This is a genomic window from Bacillus sp. HMSC036E02 (assembly GCF_001836235.1).
GTDB classification, from domain to species: Bacteria; Bacillota; Bacilli; order Bacillales; family Bacillaceae_G; genus Bacillus_A; species Bacillus_A cereus.
In genome coordinates, this window is record NZ_KV827850.1 from 43677 (window position 1) to 67201 (window position 23525).

Genomic DNA, 23525 nt, shown 5'->3' on the forward strand with positions numbered 1-23525 from the left:
TGTTTTGTTTGTAAGAAACAAATAGGATAAATGAACAATCCAATCTGCTAAGTTACGTTGACTAGTGTGTAGCCGCACACTAGTCTTTTTTATTTATATACAATTTATAATTGGTTTATGTGATTGTATTGTTCTTTTCATACTCATTATAACACAGTGTCTTTTCATCAAGAAAGGAGACCGTATGTTCTGGTCTCTGTTATATAGTAGGTGCTTTTTCTTTAAACAGCCCATCCATATACTGTTTTAAACTTTGGACATAAAATTTCTGTGTATTCACATTATTTACACCGACAATGGGTGATGGAAGGTCAAATCTTTTTTCTGATAAATGAACGACAACATCAAAAATGTCAAACAAACGAATGAAGCAAAACAGACCGTCTTTATCGCTAAGTAAAATAAAGTAATGATTTTCACTACTTGTATTTAGCGTATTCCATAAAGAACTTTTGCTTAAATCACGTACAATGCTTTTTTCTTTTAGTTCCACGAAATCTGCATTTGAGAGAATGGTAGAGATATCAATCGCATCTTGATCTTCAAAGTAGCCATCAACTGTTTGTACAGCGAATGTATAAGCCATTTTTAATATACTCATTTTATATTTACGGTTATCCAATAGCAATTCACGTTGAATAGAACTGGCTACTTTCGTTACACGTTCCTCTTTCCAAATTTCATTATGTAAGGAAATATCGTGCTTTTTACATAGTTTCATAATTAATGCATTAGAATAAAGAATTTCGTCGCTTACTTCGACAACATCAGTCTCAGCAGCCGCAAGTTCCTCACCGTGCTCATTCGTATAGAGTGGGGAATCAATTTGTCTTTTCATTTGTTCAATCTTAAATTGACTCAATTTATGCCTAATTAAAGGACGATCAATATTTGTTGTCATTTGTTCATGACAAGTATCACAAATTGAGTTTGTGAAATAATATCCACATAATATTTCTGGAATGACATATTGTTCACTAAGTTCTTTCGTATCTTTTCTGCAAATGATGCATTGTGTCATTTTTATCACCTTTACCTGCAAATTTGTATGTAATCTCATTGTAGTGTATTTATTGGTATTTTGGAATATTGTAAAGGAAAATATTATGTGAAATTCATACTTATTTTGGTACAATGAAGAGAAGTGCTAGTTTAAAGGAGGCCATTTTTTTGAAATCAAAAGTGCACTTTTGGACATTAGAAGTGCTAATGGTTGTAGGAATCATATTTATTTGCACAAAAATATCATTTTTATTTCAACCGATTGGTATCTTCATATCAACATTATTTTTCCCAATCTTAATCGCGCTTTTTTTATACTTCATATTTAATCCTGTATTAATCTTTTTGGAGAATAAAAAAGTACCTAGAAATTTAGCGATATTGCTGTTATATCTTTTTATCATAACATTAACTGCAGTTGGCGTTGGAGTAGTTGTTCCTACGATTTCACAACAGCTAATGGACTTAGTAAAAAATATGCCAGGCTACATAAAAGAAGGAAAAGTATACATACAAGAATTATCACATCATAGGTTGTTTGAATGGTTATCTACACAAAACTACGTTTCCATTGAAACAATTGAAAAAAATGCGATTGAATACTTAAAAGATATACCAAATACAATTACGTCGAGTGCAACGGCTTTATTTGGTATTATCACGAACGTTGCATTAGTTGTATTTACTGTACCGTTCATTTTATTTTACATGTTTAAAGATGGACATGCCTTTCCAGGGAAAGCGGTAAGTTTATTACCAGAGTCTTACCGTGAAGAGGGGCTTCGTATCATTAAGGAAACGAACGAAACATTATCTGCATATATTCAAGGGCAAGCGCTCGTTTGTATATTTGTAGGTGCGTTTACTTTTATCGGTTATTTAATTATCGATTTACCGTACGCTTTCGTTTTAGGAATTATTGCAGCATTTACAAACATCATTCCTAACTTAGGTCCATTTATCGGAGCAGCACCAGCTGTTATTGTAGGACTGTTCGTATCTCCGATGCAAGCCTTATACGTAATTATTATCGTAACAATTGTACAACAGTTTGAAAGTAATATTATTTCACCACGTATTATGAGCTCGAAATTAAACATCCACCCATTAACAATTATTATCCTAATTTTAGGGGTAGGTAACTTTGCTGGAATCATCGGAATGATTTTAGCAGTACCAGTTTATGCAGTAACAAAAACAGTTGTTTCAAACTTAGTGAGATTGTTTAAAACGAAGAGAAGTAATCGGAAATAGTAAAACCTGAGAAAGATACACCTCTTTTTAAGTGGTGTATCTTTTATCTTTTGTTTATAAAAAAATAATTAAAAGCGGGTTGATTTGATTTTATTATATATTTTTTATACATCAAATTCAGCGATGAACTTGTGTGACATAAGCTCTATAAAACTATGTGGAATCCCTCTGAACTATCCAAATCATTTCCTTACAGCGTGCTATCATCATCATAATCGACTCCTTTCAATTCTATATAGTTAAACGATTAAAGGTGAGTGTAGTATTTGCTTCTACGATCTCGAATTTCATCAATAACTTGTTTATATTGTCTTTCTTGTTTTAATTCATTTTGAGATATTGTTTCTTTTTGAATCGTAATCGTTAAAAAGAATAGGTGAAACTTCATATGTGAATTCCTCCTTTCGAATTGGAATTACAGATGACTACAGTAATGACTTTGTCTTTCTTTTACAGAATCCATAGCCTGATTAATTTGTCGTTCATGAAGCATTTCAGACTCAGAAAATTTATTTTTTTGAATGGTAATGGTTAAAAAGAATACTTTAAATTTCATAAAATAATTGCCCCTTTATAGTGATTTAGAAAAAACGGGTGTAATAAGAAATTACAGGTGACTACAGTAATGACTTTGTCTTTCTTTTACAGAATCCATAGCCTGATTAATTTGTCGTTCATGAAGCATTTCAGACTCAGAAAATTTATTTTTTTGAATGGTAATGGTTAAAAAGAATACTTTAAATTTCATAAAATAATTGCCCCTTTATAAGTGTTTTAGAAAAGACGAGTGTAATAAGAAGATTGGCGTTCTTTTACTTCGTCCATAATATTTTGGATGTGTTGCTCACGTAAAATCTCTTTCTGTGAAAGTTTACGTTTTTGAATGGTGATTGTTAAAAAGAATGCTTTAAATTTCATGAATATATTACCCCTTTAAAATATATTTTTAATACATTTGAGTGTAGTATGAACTTTTAATGTCAGTTATTTTATCAGTCAGTTGTTTTAACTGTTGTTTACGATTGATTTCATTTTCAGATAAATTATTTTTTTGAAGTACAGTCGTAAAAAAGAAAATATGAAAAGTCATAAATGAATTCCTCCTTTCGAAAAGGAATTACAGGTGATCACAGTAAAGTGCTTGGCGCTCCTTAACATCATTCATAGCTTTTTCAATTTGCTCATTATGAAGAATTTCATCTTTGGAAATTATATTTCTTTGAATCGTAATACTTAAAAACAATACGCTAATAGTCATTGAATGTTGCTCCTTTCTTAGAAAAATAATGTAAGAGACTAAAAAATCGCGCAAAAAAACCACAGGAAGATACAGTTCTCCTATGGCTGGGCGTGAAAAAGCCACAGGAAAGTATACGGCCTCCTGTGGCGAATTTATGAATTAAATGAAATAAAGTACGATTTTCAATTCTCCATTAGGGTGGTCGAATTCATATTTAATTGTCCAGAAAACACAGGTGCAGTTAACGCTAAAGTTAATGCATGTAATTGTAATTTCATCATTTCCTTCGACCTCCTTTTAGAATTTTTTTCTTACGTTAGTAAGTATATACAATTAATGGATAATTGTAAACATAAAAAATGAAAATTTTTAATTTTGATTAAAATGCGTATATTTAAAAGGGATTTGAAAGTAAATATTGTAATTAACGAAATATCGATAAAAATGGGGGATGCTAAATGAAATATATGCATCATAACATGATCGTTATGCTAACAATTTTTTTATTCATTGCGGCTTGTTCTAATGGAGAAAGAATAAAAGATATATATGATATTAGGTCAGATGATTTTAAGAAATATACTGGGACATACGTTGGTAATAATTCAGATGTGGTTGCAATTGTTAATCATTTACCCGGTGGTGGAACAGTTCAAAGTATAAGTTTAGAAAAGTTTGGCGGGAAAATAATAATCATGCTATATGAAAACTTCTCATTTGAGAAGTTTTTTTATTTTTATAGGTAAGCAAAACAAGTTGTTGAAGGGCAGGCTGTCATAGAATATGATACATATTATAATGAGGAAAAGTTGAGGGGATAAAAATGCGTACAATTTTACTTTTTCTAAACAACATGTCCATCGATAAAATAGAGAACATTAGACATAAACATGATCCTTTATTTGGATTAATTCCACCGCATATAACAATCGTATTCCCGTTTAAGAGTAATATTTCAAATGATGAATTAAAATCTCATATTTTTAATGTATCAAAAGGGGGAGGCAAAATTGAAATTGAGTTTGCAAATCGTATCACTAGCGTAGGAAACTATTTGTTTTTAGAAGTTGATAGAGGAAGAAAACAAATAGAAGAACTACATGATAGGCTGTATACAGGACCTTTATTACAATTTTTGAAAGAAGACATTCCGTACATCCCGCATGTAACAGTCGGAAGAAAAGAAAGTGCCAAATTAGCTGCTGAAGTAGTGAAGGAGATTCCTAGTTTTCATGGGAAGTTAAATTGTGTGATTGATAGAATAAGCGTGGAGCGAATTGAAGAGAACGGGGAATCAATTATTGAATTTGAAGTGCCATTTTTAAAAAGCTGACAAAAGTCAGCTTTTTATTTCGTAGCATGAAGTAATGCACCAATTGCACCGCTATTACCACCATCTTGTAAAAAGATTGGTGTTTTATTTTGATATTCGGTGTAGCTACTTATAATATGTTGAAGTTGTACGTTATTACATAAAGTCGAACCAATATAAATAATATGTTTAATGTTTTTTGTTTCAGCGAATTGAAGGCTTAATGCAGTAACGACTTCACCGACAAGTCCTTGTATAGTAGCAAGTATGTCTGAGCTATTATATTTCGATTCTGAAATAGCGGCTTTACCAAAATTGCTAGCAGTTAAGCTATTATCAATAGGTGAGAGAATACCACCATAAATATCTCCAACCGTAATATCTAGTTCTTTTCTAGATCCTACTTTTGTTAGAGGAATTACATCTTCAAAATGATCTATATTTGTTAACAATTTTGAAAGTCCCATAATAGTCCCACCGCCAACTCCGGTTCCACCAGCGCGAATATATTGTTCATTATAAACATAATGGATAGAAGTACCTGTACCGATATTGGTTAAAATAAAATTGTTTATAGTGTGTTTTTCTTCTTTTAATATGTATTGGACACCTGCAAGAGTAGATTCAAATTCGTTTAGCTCTATTATTTTATATGAACCTGTAAGCAGATGCTGTAATAGTTTCGATTTACCACCCGTAATACATATTTGTTTTATGCCATTGTTGTTTTTAATCCAATCTATTATTTTATGTTGTTCATGTGAATAAAATTTTTCAAAAGTTAATAGCTTTTTTTCGTTAAAATAAGCTATTTTCGTTAATGTGCCTCCAGCATCGATACCGATAGTACGTTCCATTTTCCTGCTCCTAACTACGTAATATGTTTTCCTATTTACTTAATTGGTTGAGAATAGATATTTCCAACTGATATAAGGAACACTTTAATCTGCTTGATATATTAATAGTTTTTCTATAGTTACAATAGGCTGGTCGTTTACAGTTGCAATACCTTTACCAAGAATAAAACCTCGGCGATTGCGCGTTAGCTCATAATGTAAATCAAGTTTATCACCGGGATATGCTTTTCCGTGGAATTCAACTCCATCTAAAGAGGAGAGAAATCCTAGTCCTTCAGAATCACTTGTATGTACAAATGCACTAAGCTGGGCAAGTGATTCTACAATTAACATATGAGGCATATGTTTTTGACTATCATTTATAAACCATTCGTTATTTGTAATGAGTTTATATCCTGTAACGGATTCACCTTGTTTTACATTTGTTACTTTATCAATCATTAAAAATGGATAACGATGGGGAAGCGTGTCTTTAATATGCATATGAAAGTACCTCCAATTAATAATACCCCTGCTAAAGTTAAGCAGGGGAGTGGGAACTAATTTTTAACTAATTCATCTACTTTTTCAAGGACGAAAATGCCGCTATTTCTAATATTTTCAACAACTTGTTGCAACACTTCTTTATCTTGAACGAGTGCAATACGTACGAAGCCTTCTCCATGAGGTCCAAATGCATGACCAGGTGTAACAACGACATTCGCACGATCCATTAATGCATAAGCGAAGTCTAGAGAAGTCCATCCTTGTGGAATTTCAGCCCAGACAAACATACTACCAGCTGGCTTATCGACATTCCAGCCAAATGTTCGGAATCCATCGACTAAAGTATCTCTCCGTTCTTGATAAATATCGCGGTTTTTCTCACAAAATGCAGCGCCATTTCTTAGTGCTACAGATGCCGCTTTTTGAATTGGTAAAAATACACCGTAATCGGTATTAGATTTAAATTGAGTAAGTGCACGAACAATTTCTTCGTTTCCAATCATATATCCAATACGGCTACCTGCTAAACTATAACTTTTTGACAAAGAATTGATTTCTACACCAACTTCTTTAGCACCAGGTACAGAGAGAAAGCTAATTGGCTTATTACCATCGAAATAAAATTCAGCATAAGCAAAATCATGGACAACGATAATATTATGCTTTTTCGCGAATGCGATTACTTCTTTAAAGAAATCTTCATGAGCCATTGCTGGAACGGGATTCCCTGGGAAGTTTAAAATCATCATCTTCGCTTGATCGGCAATTTCTTCAGGGATGACTTCTAAGTCTGGTAAGAAATCATTCTCTTTCTTTAAAGGCATGTAGTAAGATGTTGCACCAGCCATTTGAATACCTGTTTCATAAGCTGTATATCCTGGATCAGGAACTAATATAATATCACCTGGATTTGCATAAACCATAGGTAAATGAACGAGCCCGTCTTGTGAACCCATTAATAATAAAACTTCTTTATCCGCATTTAATAAAACGTTATGAGTGTTGTTGTAATATTCAGTTACAGCTTCGTGAAATTCTTGAATACCTGATAATGTATACCCATAGCTCTCTTTTTCACTCGCTGTATGTACCATTGTTTCTCTTACAAAATCAGCGGGCGGCATATCAGGATTTCCGATGCTCAAATCAATCATGTTATGACCTGCTGCAATTTTTTCTTTTTTATAGGCTCCTAATTCACTAAATATAGAAGATTGGAATGCTTTCATTCTAGTTGCTAACGTGTAAGTCATCAAAACCCCTCCTAAAAACAGTGCTTTCATTCTGCGTTTTTAATTATTCTGAAAACACATGTTTACATTTTATCATTTTTTTATGAAAATTAAAACGATTGACAAATTTAGAGGGAGGATTAGCCTATTTTGAAAAGTAACGATGTAAATAGCGTAGATGTGTTAATTGAAATGTCTATTATAGGATTCATTTTATATAACTTAAGATATTTTCTAGTTTTTATTAAGTATATTTCTCATGTTTTGAATAAAAAAGAATACGAAAACAAGGGCTATTTTTGCGGACGATTTCTAAAGTGAAATAACGCAGAAAATATTTTCTGCGTCTCCTCTGAAATGTAATCATTTCTTTTTATATGTGCATAATTTTTCGGCTGTCAAAAAGTATACATTTAATGTACCGTCGGCAACTTTTAAAGTTTGGTCCGATGTAAATGAATTACCATAATCAATGTGATATACATTAGAATTTTTGACAAATGAGCCTTTATATAAATCGTCTTTATTCTTTGTTGTTTGCATTTCTACTAAATTTTGCACAATTTCCTCTTTATTTTCTTTTTTGACAACTGTTTCAAATTTATAATATACAGGGCATTCACCTTTTTTATTGTCAACGACTTCCCAAGAACCGTATATATCGTTATTGCTGCATCCACTAAGTAGGATGATTAGTATAGGAATTGTAAGTAGAACCTTTTTCATTTTGTGCTCCTTTCTTTTAAATTTGAATAAACGTGCGAATACGATAGGGATATTATAATAAATAAAGTTTAAATTTTTTTAAAGAATTATTTAATTTCATATAAAAATTTAGGAGAAATTAAATAAGCATGAATCTAGTGTAAAGTCAGATTCATGCTAGTACTATAGCCTATGTTATGTCTTTTTTGAGGATAAATAAAGAGGAAAGCAGAATCACTATTCCATTTAATATATATACGCTTGCGGTCATAAAGGCTAACGTACCTGCGCCAAATCCTGCTTTATCGAATATAGAAGCAAATGTTGCGATAGTCAAAAAGATAATGGGAGTCAGTAGTAAAAATATGAAACCTGCCACGATTCTTTTTTTAAAACTATGTCCAGATAAGGAAATGGCTAAAAAGTTTAGGATGCCAAACAGAGCAATTGCAAAGAACAGGACAATAAATACTTCGATGCCATCAGACATTTTACCACTCCTTTTATAAAGAGTACTTTTTATAATCTATTCGAAATAAAAGGGGGATACTCCTTTAGGTAATTTCAATAAACGTAATAAATAGGCGTATTATAAAACAAAGAAGTATGGATTCAATATTAGACCCATACTTCTTTGTTTATTTTATAAATTTGCAGATTGCGAATGCTGTTTTTCATAATGTTTCTGCTTAGAAAGGGAAATAGAAATAATCAATAATGAAACGACTCCAAAGATGAGAACCATATATTGTAACCCAATTGTATCTAAGAAGAAGCCTGTGCCAAGTAAGACGATTTGGAACATAACCCTCTCAAACATATTACGGAATGAGAAGAGGCGACCGTGATAACTTTTTTCCACTTTCGTTTGGAAAATCGTCGACATAATAGGGAAGAAGCAGCCAACACTAAACCCAAACAAACCAAATGATGTAAGAGCCATCCATTTTATATCGCTAAAGAACAATGACAGATGTGCAAAAGCAGTACAAACTGCGAAGAAATATAGTAATTTTTCAGGTTTGAAATGATCAGATAGACGTTTAATTACGAAGGCACCTAACATAAATGCGACACCTTCAATTGTATATATGAACCCTTTAATCGTAGGATCATGTTGCATTTCGCTAATGTTAATAACCATTAAATTAAACCCAGCTATAAATAATAGAGGGATGATACTTAATATAAGTGCTGTAAAAGCAATAGGAATTCCTTTTAAAATACGAAATACTTCCATAAAGCTATTATCTTTTGCAGCTTGTTTACTTGGTGTTGTTGATTTCTTGTCTTCGAATTGTAGGAAGAAAGTCGAGAGGAATAATAAGGCGTATGCTGCCATTGAGAAGGCATACATGTACTGTAAACTCATCACAACTAAAAGAATTCCACCTAGTGAAGTGCCTGCAATACGAGCAATTGTACCAACATTCATATGTACACCGTTCATTTGTAATAACTCATGCTCACGTACGATGAGTGGAATTACAGATTGTAATGCAGGGAAATAAAATGCTGCTGAAATTTGAAGAGCAACCATAAATGCGATCATAAATGCGATACTTTCAAATTGAATAGCAAAAAACATGAAAATAACACTTAAAACTCGACCAAACCCAGCGTAAAGAAGAACTTTTTTCTTTTCATACTGATCGATGACACGGCCAGCCATAGGTCCAACTAGAACACCGGCTAATAGTCCGATAAATAATATAACTGATTTCATGAAATCAGAAGGGACATATTTTTGCATAAATTCAAGGTTGCCAAGAATACCAAGCCATAATCCTAGACCTGCAATAAACTCCCCAATTAGAACAATCCAAACGTTTTTATTACGCCACATAACATAAAACCTCTCCGTCTTTTAAAAATGAAAAACTCGTATATAAAACCTCCTTATTTATGCATTATTTTCATACGAACTTTTTTAGAGTCAGAGTCTATATTACGTGTTTCATAATTGGATTTCAATCTTTTTGATTTGTCAAAAATTTGATGTGTTAATTGATGAAATAAGTGAATCAAAACGTAAAAAATTTATGATTAAAGCTAATAGAAAGTAAGGATACATATAAAAAAGCAAGAACGTATAACTACGCCTCGCTTTTCTCAAGTACAAAATTAAATATTAGATTCACTTAGCAACATTTACGCTCTTGTCCAATAGCTAAAGCGCTAAAAGATAATGGGCCAACAACTTCTGCGCTTGCACCACTAGTAAGGTTTTCAACAGTTAATGAATATTCGTGTGTTCCACTGCTAACGTTTTGATCTATAGCTTGAAATGTTTGTACGTAGAATTGTTCAGAATCTGTAGATTCAATACCTACTTGTGCATTAAAAATTTCAATGTTATCACGGAAAATTCGGAATAAAACTTGTGAAGTCTCAGTTATACCTTCTACACCAATTGTAGCGATTAATTCTACTCGATTATTTCGTGAATCTCTACTTGAAATTCTCAATTTTAAATTTGCTAAAATTGCTTTATTTGGAGAAGCTGGGATTGCAAAAGTTGTTTCACCAGTTTTACTTATAGGCTGAGTAGCTTGGTAATCAATGATATGAGTCATATTCTTCACCTCCTCATATACTAGAATATGAAAATAGTGAAGAATTAGCTTGGACAAATACTGGATTATTTAATAGAGTCAACAATAATTATTGAAAAGAAGAAATTCACATAAAAGCATTAAGAATATATCACAATAAGATGATATTTTTCTTAATGCTTTTTGTAATTAAGCAGAATATTCTTCTTTACGTACTTCAAAAAATTCATTACGTCGCAAGTAATTATAAATTTTCTCTGAAACCTCTTCTTCTTCAGACACTAAGAAACGATGATCAAAAGCGTAGAAAGATTGACCTTTAATTAATTTTACGTAATACATATTAAACGCCTCCTGACACTAGATTATTACTTGCTTCATATTATGATGGCCTATATGTCTGCTAAAAATACTTGGAGTTTCAAAGGGGATAAGTAAAGAAATGAAAGAGCTTACAATTCTGTAAGGTTTATGTCACCTTTTTCGATAGTTTGTATTTACCAGTTTCTTCTATAATGCAAATAGGTTACATAAAATAAGGGGGTAAAAAGATGGATGAAATAATTGGAGAAGTTGTGGCTGGTATTTGTGAATTTGTAGTGGAAGTAACAGCAGATGCTATAGGAAATTTAGTTTCTGGAAATGATGAGGAAAAAGAAACATTATAATAATTTGTAAAAGAATAAAGTTGATCAAATTATAAAGGCTGATTTCTAAAGGGAAATCAGCTTTTTTATTTTTTACATTATATTAACTTAATTTGAATATTCATTTGTTATCATATTTAAGAAGCCTATATAAGGAGGTGAATAAACAAATATGTCAAATTCAGGGCCTGATTTATCTGTTTCTCGTTTGATTGTGGTAAATATAGAGGAAAAAGAATATCATTTTATTGTTCGTGAACATCCGATTGTAGGGAAATTTATATCGCTATTTGAAAATGGGAAAGAATACGGTTTAATAGATAAACAAATCGCTAATAAAGATAAATTTATTACATCGGAGCTTACTAAGTTAGATTATTTTAATATAGATGTTTTATATCTTACACCTGGGTGGATATGGATTGGTATGGATCAATTTGGTTTACATGCTCGTGAGGCTACTTATAACGAAGTAGATGTTATTATGAAGTTGAAAGAGGATTTATATTATATAGATATATACGAAGAAATAAAAATGTAGTAAATATTTATTCAGGTTAGGGGGGAAGTTCCCATAGCCTTTTTTTTGTTTAATAATAAAATGCGAAATTATATTATTTTAATGAAAGGTAAATATGATAAGAAGTGAGATGAAAAGAGGATTTGAAAATACATTAAGAGAATTGTAATAATTATATGAGTCGTATATGTAAATAACAATAGAAAGAAGATGATAATATGAGTAAAGAAGAGCTTGTGAAAAAACAGTTTGGCAGCAATGCAGATAAATATGTAAATAGTAAAATACATGCTAAAGGACTGGATTTACAATATGTAGTTCAACAAGTTGAGTCTCGTCATAATAATCGTCTTCTTGATGTTGCTACTGGTGGCGGGCATGTGGCAAATATGTTAGCACCTATATTTGAAGAAGTAGTTGCACTTGATTTAACAGAACAGATGTTAGAAAAAGCAAAAGTTTTTATAAAGCAGAATGGTCATGAAAATGTATCTTTTGTAGCAGGAAATGCAGAGAATTTACCATTTGCAGACCATTTTTTTGATACAATTATATGCCGGATTGCAGCCCATCATTTTACGAGTCCGGCTCAATTTATTTATGAAGTAAATCGTACGTTGGAGGATAATGGATTATTCATCTTAATAGATAATGTTTCGCCAGAAAATAATGAATATGATACATTTTATAATTTTATAGAAAAAAAGCGTGACCCAAGTCATGAACGAGCTCTAAAAAAGACAGAATGGCTTACTTTATTAGAAAAAAATGGTTTGCAAATGCAGTCATGTCTTACTTTTGATAAGAAGTTTGATTTTGACTGGTGGTGTAATATGATGGATGTCCCTTTACAAAAGCGTGAAAAATTAACAGAATGTATGATGGAAGCACCAAACGAAATGAAGGAATATTTTAATATTCAATTTAAAAATAATAAAGTAGAATCGTTCTATACTGAAATGGCTATGTTTATATGTAAAAAAAGTATAATGTTAAAAAGATAAATGTGTTGCAGTCTTTCTGAAGTACGATATACTTAGTACAGAGAAACTGAGAATTGAGGAATAGTTATAATGATTCGTGTACGCATTGAAGGTAATGAGGAAGAAATGCTTGAATTTATGGGGAAAATGCCAGACATTCCTGGATTTGAAAAGACACATATGAGAGAGCCGAGAAAAGGAAATAACCCGAAATACGATTCAAGTAAAAATGTACTTGCATATTTGTCTTATAAAAAGATTGAAGTCGCCAATAAATAGGCGGCTTTTTTAGTTTGCGCTGTTTCACCGCCTTGTCTTTTTCACATAATAATAATAGTAGATTATGCTCAAGAGGGGTGAGAATAGTTAATAAGAAAATTATCTTTTTTGGAGACTTTGGTATTGATGACGCCGTAGCGTTAATTTATGCAAATAAAACATGTAAATTAGATATTCTAGGTATTGTTGCTGAGTATGGGAATGTATCACGAGATATCGTTACGGAAAATGTTTATTTTTTAGAAAGGTATTATGCTACACAAGTAAAAATTATTGAAGGTGCGAGTAGACCGATGACAGCTGAAGAGCCTTTGTTTTTCCCTGAAATCCACGGGGATCACGGTTTAGGTCCTATTATTCCACCTGAGATGAGAATTTGTAAACGAGAAAATTTTTGTGAATTAATCAAATTAATCGAACCTTGTCCAGAAGATATTATAATTGTGGCGACAGGGAGACTAACGACGCTTGCTACGTTATTTTTATTGTATCCAAATATAATGGATCGTATTTGTTCGTATTATATAATGGGCGGCGCTTTCCTATTTCCAGGTAATGTTACACCAGTATCTGAAGCGAATTTTTATGGTGATCCAATTGCAGCAAATATTGTTATGAAATATGCGAAAAACGCTAGCATATACCCGTTAAATGTAACACAGGGCGCGCTTATAACACCTGAAATGGCCAATATAATAGATAAACAAGGAACTGGACAGGCGAAACTCATTAAACCAATGATTGATTTTTATTATGAGAACTTTTATAAAAAAGAATATCCGGGTATTGGTGGGAGTCCTATACACGATTTATTACCGTTTATCTCGTTTATAAATGACAGTATTTTCGAATATAAAAAATCGGCAGTGTGGATTAGTACGACAAATGATGTGACTAGGGGCCAAAGTGTAGCAGACTTTAGAAAAATAGCTGAGCCAACAAGGTTTGATAATCGGCCGATTCAAAGAATTGCTGTTGGTTTTAACTATGCAGCTTTTAAAGAAGAGTTTATGCGAACAATATTGAAGCCAGATTGTCCTTAATGTGTGTAATAACAAGTCGGATAAATCGTTAGTTCAAAAAAAGGTTTAATCTGTGTGTATTATTCTCAAAAATCTTAAAGTTGAACAACATGAATAACTTATGAAAAATGTCACATAACTAATGGTAAGCAATTGTTTCTAATTATATTTTGATTGGTGAAATGCAAAGGAGGTTATTATATGATTTGGTCTTTAATCGTCGGTGGTATATTAGGATGGCTTGCGAGCTTAATTACTGGAAAGGACGTACCTGGTGGTGTAATTGGTAATATTATTGCTGGTATTATCGGTTCTTGGGTTGGTTCGAAATTACTTGGTAGTTTTGGTCCAGTCATTGGCGGATATGCAATTATTCCAGCTTTAATCGGTGCGATCATTTTAATTTTCATCGTAAGCTTCTTATTACGAGCAATGCGAAAATGAATGTAAGGACTGTTTACATTTGTAAGCAGTCCTTTTTATATGTTATGCTAGTATTATACAATCAGGAGGTGTCAGCATTGAAAACATTCACAGTAAATTTCCATCAAGAAGATAATGCTAAAGCGACAACAGTACATAAATTAAGTGAAGAGGACTTTAACAAAGCAACAGAAAAAGGCACTCGTCATCTATTTGATTTAGATACAAACGTTGGATTCTTCGTATTCTTTGACGCAGAAGATGCAGAAGGAAACGATCAATACTTAATGTTACAATACGAAGGTGATCATGAAGAGCCAACTGCGTGCTACGGATTTGATTTAAAACTATACTATCAATTTTTAGCACTGTACTTAAACGATCTTGAGTTCCAAGGTGAAACAGATGAGGAAGAGGAAGAATACGGTCCAATTCATCATTTAGCGCATTTACTTTATCATATTGTTGAAGATGGTAAATCAATCGAAGTGTAATATACATATTTGAAGCTGCCCTTTTTGGGCAGCTTTTTTATATGACATTGGAATGGTGTACTGTGAGCTAAATAAAGTGAAACTTTAATCAGTGGGGGGTGTTCATCCCCACTGATTATCAGCCCTCACCAATCGGGCTTTTACGGACAGCAGGGCCCCCACCTAACTTCTTTGTTTCCGCTGAATTTTGAGGTGGGGATCTTACTGCCCGGCAAATAGCGGGATAAATTAATAATAGAAATTTATTTATTACTTTCATGTTAGCATCGTAAAACACCTGTTATAATGATTGTAATTAAATTCATGGAGGCTAATTCTATGCTTGTAGATGTAAAAGCTTTTATTAAAGCTGCAGGTTTAACATGTATTTCATCATTAAGTGGAGATAACACGTTTGCTTATAATTTTGAAACTGTAAAAAATACTATCGCTACATTTTTTAAGAAGCTAAGATTTACCGTATAATTTTATTTCAATCAGTAGGAAAAGAGTAATCACTTCCTACTGTTTTTTTTCTGTTTCAAGGAGCTGTTGTGAGAGCATGTTTTAAGTTATAGATAGAGGATATTATCATTGAGAAGAGAAGGTTTAAATAAGGAGATGAAAATGGTTTCGTTTATCAAGAGGTAGTTACTTCGGATATAACAGACTTGGTTACTTTTTAGAAACAGCTTTTGTAATATATTTTGTACAAGCTTTTGGAGAGAGTGAAGCACTGACTTTTTGGAACAAACATAATTTGAAAAGTAATGTAATGGGTTGGTTAACGAAATGAATAAGATGCAATAGGGGGTAAAAATGATGAAAATATATTTAAAAATAGTTATGTTATTTTTGGTGTTTACATGTATGTTTGCGCTAGTCGCATGTAAAGGGACAGACGAAAAAAAGGAAACAAATCCAACCTCGGAAAATAATAAAAATGAACAAAGTAATTTTTCAGAAGAACAGAAAAATCCTGAAGCAAAACCAAGCAATGAAAAAACAACAAAACCATCGCCTGACCCAGATTCGAAAAATAGAACACTTAATCAAAAATCAATTAACCACGTTAAAGATTTGTTTGAACTCGCAAAAGAAGGAAAAGTACCTAATGTACCATTTGGAGCCCATACAGGGGATATTGAAGAAATTGAAAAAGCGTGGGGGAAAGCAAATAAAACCGAATATGCAGGGAACGGAATGTACGCAACTTTTACAAATAAAAATATTGTTTTCGGATTTAATAAAGGGTCACAAGTTTTTGATGTACGCTCATATCATGCAGAACTAAAATTGATTACATTACAAGAAATTGAAAAAGCATTAGGAAAACCATCTTCAGTTAAAGAGAATGGTGAAGATAAAATATATGTATACAAAGTAAATAACCAGTATGAGCTGAAATTTGTCATTCCAAAATCGACTGGTAAGGTAGATCATATTTCTGTATTTTCACCAGAGGATAGTATTAATAAAATGGCAGGATAAGAAATTAAGTGATTTCAAAAACACCTCACTTTCCTTAAGTGAGGTGTTTTTAGTTGTAAATAAGGAACGTCTCCTGCCATATAAAACATACTTTCATACGCGAAATACTTCACTTTTGTTTTTTAATATTCATCCAATAAGAAATATTGATCTACTGAAAAAGTAGTAACCTATAAATTATGTGTAGGCTGGTTCATGATTTTTTTACGTTCTAAATTTTGAACAAACAGTGCTTGAACAATACCTCCAATTAATAAGAAACTAGCACAAATATAAAACAGCATACTTCCATTTAACTTACTTAATAAAACTGCACCCATAACTGGTCCGCACGTTCGAGATATATCCCAGTGTATACCGTAAATTGAAAAATATAAACCACGTTTATTGTGAGGTGCAATTTCTGAAACGAATCGTAATAAGTGGTTTAGAGCAATACTTTCTCCAATGACTAAAAAGAGTAAGGTGAAGAATAACGACAATATCGTCGTTGAATAACTAAAGCCAACTGCAGCTATTGTATAGCAGGCGTAAGAAATAAGGATGATTTTCGCCATAGAAAATCGTTCAGACCATTTTACGAGGAAGATTTGTAGTATGATTTCCAAAATGGCTTTGCATGTTGAAATAAATGCGAGTATGAATACGAGATTAGGAAATACATGTTCTGCAAAAATACGATAATTCGTCTCAGTTTGTGCATAAAAAAAGCTAATAGGAAGTGTAGAAACCATAAGACCGAATATGGCATAATGTTTAAAAATAAATTGCTTTGGTGAACTTGCCTCAACTGTTTGTTTCGACTTACTCATAGGTGGAACGGTTTCTGGGAGCTGGGTCCAAACAACAACGGCATATATCGTAAGGGTTACACTTTGCACGATAAATAAATATTCTGGGTGAGTATTATAAAAACATGCACCGATTAAAGGGCCGACTACGGATCCAATTGCTCCCATCGTTTGTAGGAGAGCAAAAATTTCTGCTTGCTGCTCTTGTTTTGTTAAATCAGCAATTTGTGCACGCTGAGCTGGAATGTATAAGGAACGGCCAATACCATTAATGACATATAACAGTGCAAATATAAAAACAGATTGAGCGAAAACGAAACTGCCGATTGCAACACCTTGTAGTAATAATCCGAGTAACATAATCTTTTTTCGGCCATATTTATCAGTAATTCCTCCAGCAATAAGTGTAAATAAAATGTCTGAAAGTGGCTGTAATCCGAAAATTAGCATAGTTATTATTACATTGCCGTTTAACATTTTATTGACGTAAATAATCATAATGAGAGCTAACATAGATTCAGTCGTTCGGGTTAATAATTCACCACACAATCTAATAAAAATAGGTTTATTGTAACGAAGTAAGAGATAATTCAATATTAATTCCTCCTTTCTATATTGAAATGATAAGATGAAAGGAGAGTTGGAAAAAGGGTAGAGACTATAGGGAGGATTTTTCACCTTTTAGGGGGAGTATGATGTTTATTTTAGATCAATACATTGAACTATGGATTGCTTATGGAAAAGGAAAAAAAGAGGGAGAACGATTGGAAGTAACAGTGCAAAATATATCTGGTACATTATTTTGTACAGAGCGCAATAGTAAATTAATTATAAAAAAATTAGATGAGTTAAATTGGATCAAGTGGTTTCCAGGTCGCGGCAGAGGAAATCGGTCTAAGTTAATATTTCAAAAGCACCCGATGTCTTTAATTTTAGATAGAGGAAAAGAAATAACGAAAAAAGGGGATGTGAAAAGCGGAAGTATATTTGTGGAACGCTATAGCTCACATTTTCCATCAGTAAAGGGAGAATATCATTCCTGGGTGGATTCAATATTTGGTCATAAGGTTGAAATGACATCTGAAGGGAGAAGAGATGTACTCCGGTTGCAAGTACAAATGAATTTAGATATCACATTAGATCCTGTATACGCTACAATGCGCTCAGAATGCCATATGGTAAAACATATATTCGACACACTCGTGTATGTAGACGGTAATACAAACATTATAGAGCCAAGACTTGCATTTCACTGGGAATATAATGACGCTGAAAAAATATGGACGTTTTACTTACGAAAAGGAGTTCACTTTCATAATGGAAAACAACTTACTGCACATGATGTTATATACTCGTTGAATCGATTTATAAAGCTGGAAAATAATGCACACACATGGATGTTACAACACGTTGAAAGTATCCGTTCAGTGGATGACTACGTTTTCGAAATTCAATTACATACAGAAAATCGAATGTTTTTACATATGCTAAGTGCAGAACAGTGTTCTATCGTGAATGAAGATGAAGCAGGAGGGCTAATTGGAACCGGGCCTTTTCAATTATATAAAAGTAATGAAAATCTGTTCATTTTAGAAGGACATCCTTTATATTTTCGTGAAAGACCTTTTTTAGATCGTGTTGAGTTGTGGAATGTAGAACAAGGTGTAGGTACATACGATGTTTTAGTAAAGGCGCAGTATAAAGATAAAGAAAAACATAATAAAGAATTGTCTCGGCTTGAGTCGAACGTGACATATATAACATGTAATCTTACGAAAGAAGGACCAATGCAAGATGAGTTATTTCGGAAAGCGTTATATAACATCATTCATGGTTATACAATCGTTCAAGAACTCGGCGGAGAACGTGGAGAAGTGGCAAAAAAACTAATATTAGCAGGTGAAAGCATTGTAGAGATTGAGGAAGATGTAGAAAGTTTAATTAAAAGGAGTACTTATCATAATGAAGTGCTACAACTCTACACATTTACAGGACGAGATCATGTTGAAGATGCACAGTGGATACAAAAAGAGTGTGCGAAATATGGGATTCGTGTAGAAAATAATTTTCTTGATATAGAAGAGCTATTGGAAGTAAGTACGATACAAAAGGCCGATATGATGCATGATAGTGCCACAATCAGTGAACGAATAGAAGATAGTCTATTATATATGTTTCTTACAAAAAATAGTTTTATTCATGGACAAAGCAGCATGGTCTTTCATGAAAAGTTGTCTCCTTATTTTAGACAAGAAGAATTAGAGAAAAGAGTTGCACTGTTACGCGATATCGAGGATACTTTGTTACGTCAAATTCATATTATTCCTTTATATCGTAATAAACAAGAGGTAAGTACACATGAAAAAGTTCAAAATATAATGATTAATTCACAAGGTTGGATTGATTTTTATAATATTTGGTTTAAGTCTTGATATATAAGGGCTTTTGCACATTTTCATAAGGTGTGTAAGAGCCTTTTTTGTATGTAGGAATAGGTTTGTTTTACACATTGTTACGCTACTTGTGATAAAAGTCTATTTACAGCGTAACAGTGTTATGTTACATTGTTATCAGGAAGGAGTGTTATACAGTTGAGTACAGATTTAATTTCAAAAAAAGATTTATTAGAACTAACTGGTATTTCATATGGACAGTTATATAGGTGGAAAAGAAAAAATTTAATTCCGGAAGATTGGTTTGTACGAAAATCAACGTTTACAGGTCAAGAGACATTTTTTCCGAAAGAAAAGATATTAGAGCGGATCGATAAAATCCAAACGATGAAAGAGGATTTATCACTTGATGAACTAGCTAACATGTTTTCACCGAGTGTGAGAGAAATTCTTTTAACAAAGGAAGACATTTTACGCAAGGGGATTGCATCAGAACCAGTTTTACAATTTTTCATAGAACAAACGAATAAAAGAGCAGAGTTTCAATTTGTAGACATTCTTTATGTGTACATGTTAGAAGAATTACTACAATCAGGAGAGATTAGTTTAGAAGAAGGAAAAATGGTCTTGCAAGTTTTACGTGAAAATTATGAAGCAATTAAACATAAAACTTGTGACTTAATCATCGTCCGAAAGTTAGGGATTTCTACATGTTTATTAGTTTCAAACGTGGACGATTTAATTTTTGAAAAAGGCACCAAAATCGTTTTACGCGAAGCGATTATGAAATATACCGAAGCATTAAAAACTAAATTGTTGTAGTGGAGGAGAAAGTATGCGTACAGATAATTTGATTATAAATGGTTACGGTTCATCGAATGGCGGCGAGTTTCATAAAGTGCAATTAAACGGAAAAGGAACTGTGAATGGAAATGTTGAATGTGAGCAATTTGAATGTAACGGTTACGGTGCAGTTACTGGCGATTTGAAAAGTAGCAGTGCACGAATTAGCGGATCTGGTAAAGTTGATGGTACAGTTCATGCTGAAACGATGCGAATTGATGGAAAAGCAACAATTACGCAAAATGTAAAAGCAAACAGTTTGAAAATTGCAGGAAAAGGTACGATAGGTGGAAATGTCACTGGTGAAGAATTTAAAGTCAATGGTCAAGCTACAATTGACGGTAATTGTGAAGTGGATACTTTTTCTTCAGAAGGACAATTTACAATCGGTGGTTTATTAAGCGCAGATGAAATTAATATAAATATTCACGGTACATGTCGAGCGAAAGAAATTGGTGGTCAAACGATTAAAGTAAGACATAGATCAGGTACATTTAGTCGACTATTTAAAACAGTGTTTGGCTTGCAGTTAGAAGCTGAACTATTAGAAGGTGACAATATCGATATTGATTATGCTCACATAAGAACGGTAAGAGGAAACAATGTTACAGTAGGAGCAAACTGTGAGATTGAACTGATTGAATATACCGGTGTTCTTACTGTTGATAAAAATGCAAATGTAAAAGAAATTAAGCAGGTTTAACGGAAGGGAGAAATCAGTATGGAACATCCACATAGTCTCACAGTAAATGGTTCTGGTAATTCAGCAGGCGGAGATTATAATAAAGTGAAGATTCGCGGTGAAGGAACAATTACGAATGATATGAGTTGCAATGAGTTTAAAACGTACGGAACGAGTGATGTACGCGGTAATGTGAAAGTGAAAAACTATGTCGTGTATGGAGATAACGAAGTACAAGGAAATGTAGATGCGGAATATGTAAAAGTATATGGTAATACACAAATTCATGGTGATGCTCATATTGAAAAAACAAAAGTTAGAGGTATGATAAATATTGAAGGAAAGTTTTCAGGTGATTTCGTAGATGTAAAAGGTGCTTTAAATGTAAAGGGAGATATTGAAGTAGAAGATTTATCATTAACTGGTGGTCTTGAAAGTGATGGATTACTTAATGCTGAAAATATTCAAATCTCACTTCGTTATGAAGGCAGTAAGGTAAGAGAAATTGGTGGTAAAAAAATTACCGTTCGTAAAAAAGCGAGATTTATTCCTTTTACTAGTCATGCTGGAAACCTCCAAACTTCAATTGTTGAAGGAGATGATATCTATTTAGAACATACGATTGCTGAAGTTGTAAGAGGCAACAACGTCACAATTGGTCCTGGATGTGAAATTAGTGTTGTAGAATATCATACTAGTTTTAATCAAAAAGGTAATGCAGTCGTAAAAGAACATAAACAAATATAAGTAGTATGAGGGAGAGCAAGAGATATGGTTGAGAAGAATAATAAGCTCGGCTTTGTTGTGGCGGGCTTATTGCTAGGTATTTTAATGGCATCGATGGATAATACCATTGTTGTAACGGCGATGGGAACAATCGTTGGTGACTTAGGAGGCCTCGAAAACTTTGTATGGGTCGTTTCTGCCTATATGGTCGCAGAAATGGCAGGCATGCCGATTTTCGGTAAGCTATCAGATATGTATGGTAGAAAGAGATTCTTTATTTTCGGTTTAATCGTCTTTATGATTGGTTCGGCACTTTGTGGTACTGCTGAAAATATTACACAGTTAGGTATTTATCGTGCTATTCAAGGTATTGGCGGCGGGGCATTAGTGCCGATCGCGTTTACTATCGTTTTTGATATTTTTCCACCTGAAAAACGCGGGAAAATGGGTGGTTTATTCGGAGCTGTATTTGGATTATCTAGTATTTTCGGGCCATTACTTGGCGCATATATTACCGATTACATTAGCTGGCACTGGGTATTTTATATTAACTTACCACTTGGCGTTTTAGCACTTATTTTTATTACATTCTTTTATAAAGAATCACGCGTTCATAGAAAGCAAAAGATTGATTGGTTTGGCGCAATTACTTTAGTTGGTGCAGTAGTTTCTTTAATGTTTGCGCTTGAACTAGGCGGACAAAAATATGATTGGGATTCTAGCTTTATTTTAAGTTTATTTGGTGGATTCGCTATTTTAATCATCGCATTCATTTTTATTGAACGAAAAGTAGAAGAACCAATTATTTCATTTGAGATGTTTAAGCAGCGCTTATTCGGAATGAGTACAATTATTGCATTATGTTACGGTGCTGCATTTATGTCAGCAACTGTTTACATTCCGTTATTCATTCAAGGTGTATACGGCGGGACTGCAACAAACTCAGGATTATTACTTTTACCTATGATGCTAGGATCAGTCGTAACAGCGCAGTTAGGTGGATTTTTAACGACTAAGCTGAGCTACCGAAACATTATGATTATTTCTGCTGTTATTATGTTAATCGGATTATTCTTATTAAGTACATTAACGCCAGAAACAAGTCGTGCATTATTAACGGTTTATATGATTATTATCGGATTTGGAGTAGGTTTCTCATTCTCTGTACTAAGTATGGCTTCAATTCATAACTTCGGTATGGAACAGCGTGGATCTGCAACTTCAACGAGTAACTTCATTCGTTCATTAGGAATGACACTAGGTATTACAATCTTCGGAATGATCCAAAGAACAGGTTTCCAAGATCAATTAGAAGAAGCATTTAAAGGGATGAGCGGGGGAATGAATACAAAATTAGGGGATTCAAGAGCCATTTTATCAGAATCGGCAAGATCTCAAATCCCTCCGCAAATATTAGATAAGATTATTGACGCTCTTTCTAGTTCAATTGTTCAAACATTCATGTGGGCATTGGTACCAGCTGGATTAGCATTCATGTTCATTTTCTTTATGGGAAATGAGCGTATGGTAATTAAGAAAGAACAAATGAATAAAAAGAGTGAAACATCAAAAGCGTAATGAAAAAGCTCCTTTCCAATTGGAAAGGAGC

Annotated in this window: 31 protein-coding genes and 2 pseudogenes; 17 read left to right on the top strand and 16 right to left on the bottom strand. The window is 32.9% G+C overall.

The features are described 5' to 3' along the window. Positions 1 to 199 precede the first annotated feature (199 nt). Positions 200 to 1021, bottom strand: coding sequence for an HNH endonuclease (locus HMPREF2590_RS14280; RefSeq protein WP_000189710.1), 822 nt, complete (start codon positions 1019 to 1021; stop codon positions 200 to 202). Positions 1022 to 1170: 149 nt separating this feature from the next. Here HMPREF2590_RS14280 and HMPREF2590_RS14285 point away from each other — a divergent pair, with 149 nt between their 5' ends. After that, positions 1171 to 2256 (top strand): AI-2E family transporter, encoded by a 1086-nt coding sequence (locus HMPREF2590_RS14285; RefSeq protein ID WP_000837892.1) that lies wholly within the window; start codon positions 1171 to 1173, stop codon positions 2254 to 2256. Between the two features lie 247 nt (positions 2257 to 2503). Here the strand turns inward: HMPREF2590_RS14285 and HMPREF2590_RS14290 are convergent, their stop codons facing one another. The 6 genes from HMPREF2590_RS14290 to HMPREF2590_RS14315 are packed head-to-tail and all read right to left on the bottom strand — an operon-like array spanning position 2504 to position 3514. Next, on the bottom strand, positions 2504 to 2644 hold the full coding sequence (locus HMPREF2590_RS14290) for a YrzI family small protein (protein ID WP_000668497.1): 141 nt from the start codon (positions 2642 to 2644) through the stop codon (positions 2504 to 2506). Between the two features lie 27 nt (positions 2645 to 2671). Further along, the gene (locus HMPREF2590_RS14295; RefSeq protein ID WP_000669805.1) at positions 2672 to 2812 is read right to left on the bottom strand and encodes a YrzI family small protein; all 141 of its coding nucleotides are present in this window, start codon (positions 2810 to 2812) and stop codon (positions 2672 to 2674) included. Between the two features lie 51 nt (positions 2813 to 2863). Further along, positions 2864 to 3004 (bottom strand): YrzI family small protein, encoded by a 141-nt coding sequence (locus HMPREF2590_RS14300; RefSeq protein WP_000669805.1) that lies wholly within the window; start codon positions 3002 to 3004, stop codon positions 2864 to 2866. Positions 3005 to 3030: 26 nt separating this feature from the next. Further along, a complete protein-coding gene (locus tag HMPREF2590_RS14305; protein ID WP_000668963.1) occupies positions 3031 to 3174 on the bottom strand; it encodes a YrzI family small protein in 144 nt (47 codons plus the stop codon). 28 nt (positions 3175 to 3202) lie between these two features. Continuing rightward, positions 3203 to 3346, bottom strand: a complete 144-nt coding sequence (locus HMPREF2590_RS14310; protein WP_000142715.1) for a YrzI family small protein — start codon at positions 3344 to 3346, stop codon at positions 3203 to 3205. 27 nt (positions 3347 to 3373) lie between these two features. Further along, positions 3374 to 3514, bottom strand: a complete 141-nt coding sequence (locus HMPREF2590_RS14315; protein ID WP_000156176.1) for a YrzI family small protein — start codon at positions 3512 to 3514, stop codon at positions 3374 to 3376. Between the two features lie 440 nt (positions 3515 to 3954). Here HMPREF2590_RS14315 and HMPREF2590_RS14325 point away from each other — a divergent pair. Together HMPREF2590_RS14325 and HMPREF2590_RS14330 are read left to right on the top strand one after the other, a co-directional pair. Beyond that, positions 3955 to 4185: pseudogene (locus HMPREF2590_RS14325) on the top strand (DUF4825 domain-containing protein); the annotation flags it as partial. A gap of 134 nt (positions 4186 to 4319) precedes the next feature. After that, positions 4320 to 4829 (top strand): 2'-5' RNA ligase family protein, encoded by a 510-nt coding sequence (locus tag HMPREF2590_RS14330; RefSeq protein ID WP_044584563.1) that lies wholly within the window; start codon positions 4320 to 4322, stop codon positions 4827 to 4829. Between the two features lie 14 nt (positions 4830 to 4843). Here HMPREF2590_RS14330 and coaW read toward each other — a convergent pair whose 3' ends face one another. The 8 genes from coaW to HMPREF2590_RS29010 form a co-directional block, all read right to left on the bottom strand. Continuing rightward, entirely contained in the window at positions 4844 to 5665 is an 822-nt protein-coding gene (coaW, locus tag HMPREF2590_RS14335) for a type II pantothenate kinase (RefSeq protein ID WP_000442493.1), read from the bottom strand. A gap of 84 nt (positions 5666 to 5749) precedes the next feature. Beyond that, complete coding sequence (locus HMPREF2590_RS14340; RefSeq protein WP_000547659.1) at positions 5750 to 6148, bottom strand: 3-hydroxyacyl-ACP dehydratase FabZ family protein; 399 nt, start codon at positions 6146 to 6148, stop codon at positions 5750 to 5752. A gap of 56 nt (positions 6149 to 6204) precedes the next feature. Further along, complete coding sequence (locus HMPREF2590_RS14345; RefSeq protein WP_000222700.1) at positions 6205 to 7404, bottom strand: LL-diaminopimelate aminotransferase; 1200 nt, start codon at positions 7402 to 7404, stop codon at positions 6205 to 6207. A gap of 342 nt (positions 7405 to 7746) precedes the next feature. Beyond that, positions 7747 to 8109, bottom strand: coding sequence for a hypothetical protein (locus tag HMPREF2590_RS14350; protein WP_000757017.1), 363 nt, complete (start codon positions 8107 to 8109; stop codon positions 7747 to 7749). A gap of 169 nt (positions 8110 to 8278) precedes the next feature. Beyond that, positions 8279 to 8578 (bottom strand): hypothetical protein, encoded by a 300-nt coding sequence (locus HMPREF2590_RS29975; protein WP_070861457.1) that lies wholly within the window; start codon positions 8576 to 8578, stop codon positions 8279 to 8281. Between the two features lie 153 nt (positions 8579 to 8731). Continuing rightward, a complete protein-coding gene (locus HMPREF2590_RS14360) occupies positions 8732 to 9934 on the bottom strand; it encodes an MFS transporter (protein ID WP_000269261.1) in 1203 nt (400 codons plus the stop codon). A gap of 295 nt (positions 9935 to 10229) precedes the next feature. Continuing rightward, on the bottom strand, positions 10230 to 10664 hold the full coding sequence (exsC, locus tag HMPREF2590_RS14365) for an exosporium protein ExsC (RefSeq protein ID WP_000148797.1): 435 nt from the start codon (positions 10662 to 10664) through the stop codon (positions 10230 to 10232). Positions 10665 to 10832: 168 nt separating this feature from the next. After that, entirely contained in the window at positions 10833 to 10985 is a 153-nt protein-coding gene (locus HMPREF2590_RS29010) for a YqbF domain-containing protein (protein WP_000291905.1), read from the bottom strand. A 477-nt stretch (positions 10986 to 11462) separates the two neighbouring features. Here HMPREF2590_RS29010 and HMPREF2590_RS14375 point away from each other — a divergent pair, with 477 nt between their 5' ends. The 9 genes and pseudogenes from HMPREF2590_RS14375 to HMPREF2590_RS14410 all read left to right on the top strand — a co-directional run bounded on the left by HMPREF2590_RS14375 (position 11463) and on the right by HMPREF2590_RS14410 (position 16481). Beyond that, positions 11463 to 11831: a hypothetical protein gene (locus HMPREF2590_RS14375; RefSeq protein ID WP_000071478.1), complete on the top strand. Its 369-nt coding sequence runs from the start codon at positions 11463 to 11465 to the stop codon at positions 11829 to 11831. 197 nt (positions 11832 to 12028) lie between these two features. Next, a complete protein-coding gene (locus HMPREF2590_RS14380) occupies positions 12029 to 12814 on the top strand; it encodes a class I SAM-dependent methyltransferase (RefSeq protein WP_070861458.1) in 786 nt (261 codons plus the stop codon). A gap of 69 nt (positions 12815 to 12883) precedes the next feature. Next, positions 12884 to 13072: a DUF3970 family protein gene (locus HMPREF2590_RS14385; protein WP_050821903.1), complete on the top strand. Its 189-nt coding sequence runs from the start codon at positions 12884 to 12886 to the stop codon at positions 13070 to 13072. A 77-nt stretch (positions 13073 to 13149) separates the two neighbouring features. Beyond that, a complete protein-coding gene (locus tag HMPREF2590_RS14390; protein ID WP_001223683.1) occupies positions 13150 to 14115 on the top strand; it encodes a nucleoside hydrolase in 966 nt (321 codons plus the stop codon). A 180-nt stretch (positions 14116 to 14295) separates the two neighbouring features. After that, entirely contained in the window at positions 14296 to 14538 is a 243-nt protein-coding gene (locus HMPREF2590_RS14395) for a GlsB/YeaQ/YmgE family stress response membrane protein (protein ID WP_000638306.1), read from the top strand. A gap of 77 nt (positions 14539 to 14615) precedes the next feature. Next, positions 14616 to 15011: a hypothetical protein gene (locus tag HMPREF2590_RS14400; protein ID WP_000847587.1), complete on the top strand. Its 396-nt coding sequence runs from the start codon at positions 14616 to 14618 to the stop codon at positions 15009 to 15011. 318 nt (positions 15012 to 15329) lie between these two features. Beyond that, the gene (locus HMPREF2590_RS14405; protein WP_000959548.1) at positions 15330 to 15476 is read left to right on the top strand and encodes a hypothetical protein; all 147 of its coding nucleotides are present in this window, start codon (positions 15330 to 15332) and stop codon (positions 15474 to 15476) included. A gap of 139 nt (positions 15477 to 15615) precedes the next feature. After that, positions 15616 to 15786: pseudogene (locus tag HMPREF2590_RS29015) on the top strand (aminopeptidase); the annotation flags it as partial. A gap of 23 nt (positions 15787 to 15809) precedes the next feature. Continuing rightward, positions 15810 to 16481, top strand: a complete 672-nt coding sequence (locus HMPREF2590_RS14410; protein WP_002098287.1) for a YjgB family protein — start codon at positions 15810 to 15812, stop codon at positions 16479 to 16481. A gap of 170 nt (positions 16482 to 16651) precedes the next feature. Here the strand turns inward: HMPREF2590_RS14410 and HMPREF2590_RS14415 are convergent, their stop codons facing one another. After that, a complete protein-coding gene (locus tag HMPREF2590_RS14415) occupies positions 16652 to 17866 on the bottom strand; it encodes an MDR family MFS transporter (protein WP_001108459.1) in 1215 nt (404 codons plus the stop codon). A gap of 101 nt (positions 17867 to 17967) precedes the next feature. Here HMPREF2590_RS14415 and HMPREF2590_RS14420 point away from each other — a divergent pair, with 101 nt between their 5' ends. The 5 genes from HMPREF2590_RS14420 to HMPREF2590_RS14440 all read left to right on the top strand — a co-directional run bounded on the left by HMPREF2590_RS14420 (position 17968) and on the right by HMPREF2590_RS14440 (position 23494). Then, positions 17968 to 19704 (top strand): ABC transporter substrate-binding protein, encoded by a 1737-nt coding sequence (locus HMPREF2590_RS14420; protein WP_050821902.1) that lies wholly within the window; start codon positions 17968 to 17970, stop codon positions 19702 to 19704. 159 nt (positions 19705 to 19863) lie between these two features. After that, positions 19864 to 20487, top strand: a complete 624-nt coding sequence (locus HMPREF2590_RS14425) for a YhbD family protein (RefSeq protein WP_030026006.1) — start codon at positions 19864 to 19866, stop codon at positions 20485 to 20487. A gap of 13 nt (positions 20488 to 20500) precedes the next feature. Then, positions 20501 to 21211 carry a bactofilin family protein gene (locus HMPREF2590_RS14430; protein WP_001258384.1) on the top strand — a complete coding sequence of 237 codons (711 nt, stop codon included), beginning with the start codon at positions 20501 to 20503 and terminating at the stop codon, positions 21209 to 21211. 18 nt (positions 21212 to 21229) lie between these two features. Next, positions 21230 to 21937: a hypothetical protein gene (locus HMPREF2590_RS14435; RefSeq protein WP_000400911.1), complete on the top strand. Its 708-nt coding sequence runs from the start codon at positions 21230 to 21232 to the stop codon at positions 21935 to 21937. 24 nt (positions 21938 to 21961) lie between these two features. Continuing rightward, on the top strand, positions 21962 to 23494 hold the full coding sequence (locus tag HMPREF2590_RS14440) for an MDR family MFS transporter (RefSeq protein WP_000229637.1): 1533 nt from the start codon (positions 21962 to 21964) through the stop codon (positions 23492 to 23494). Positions 23495 to 23525 lie beyond the last annotated feature (31 nt).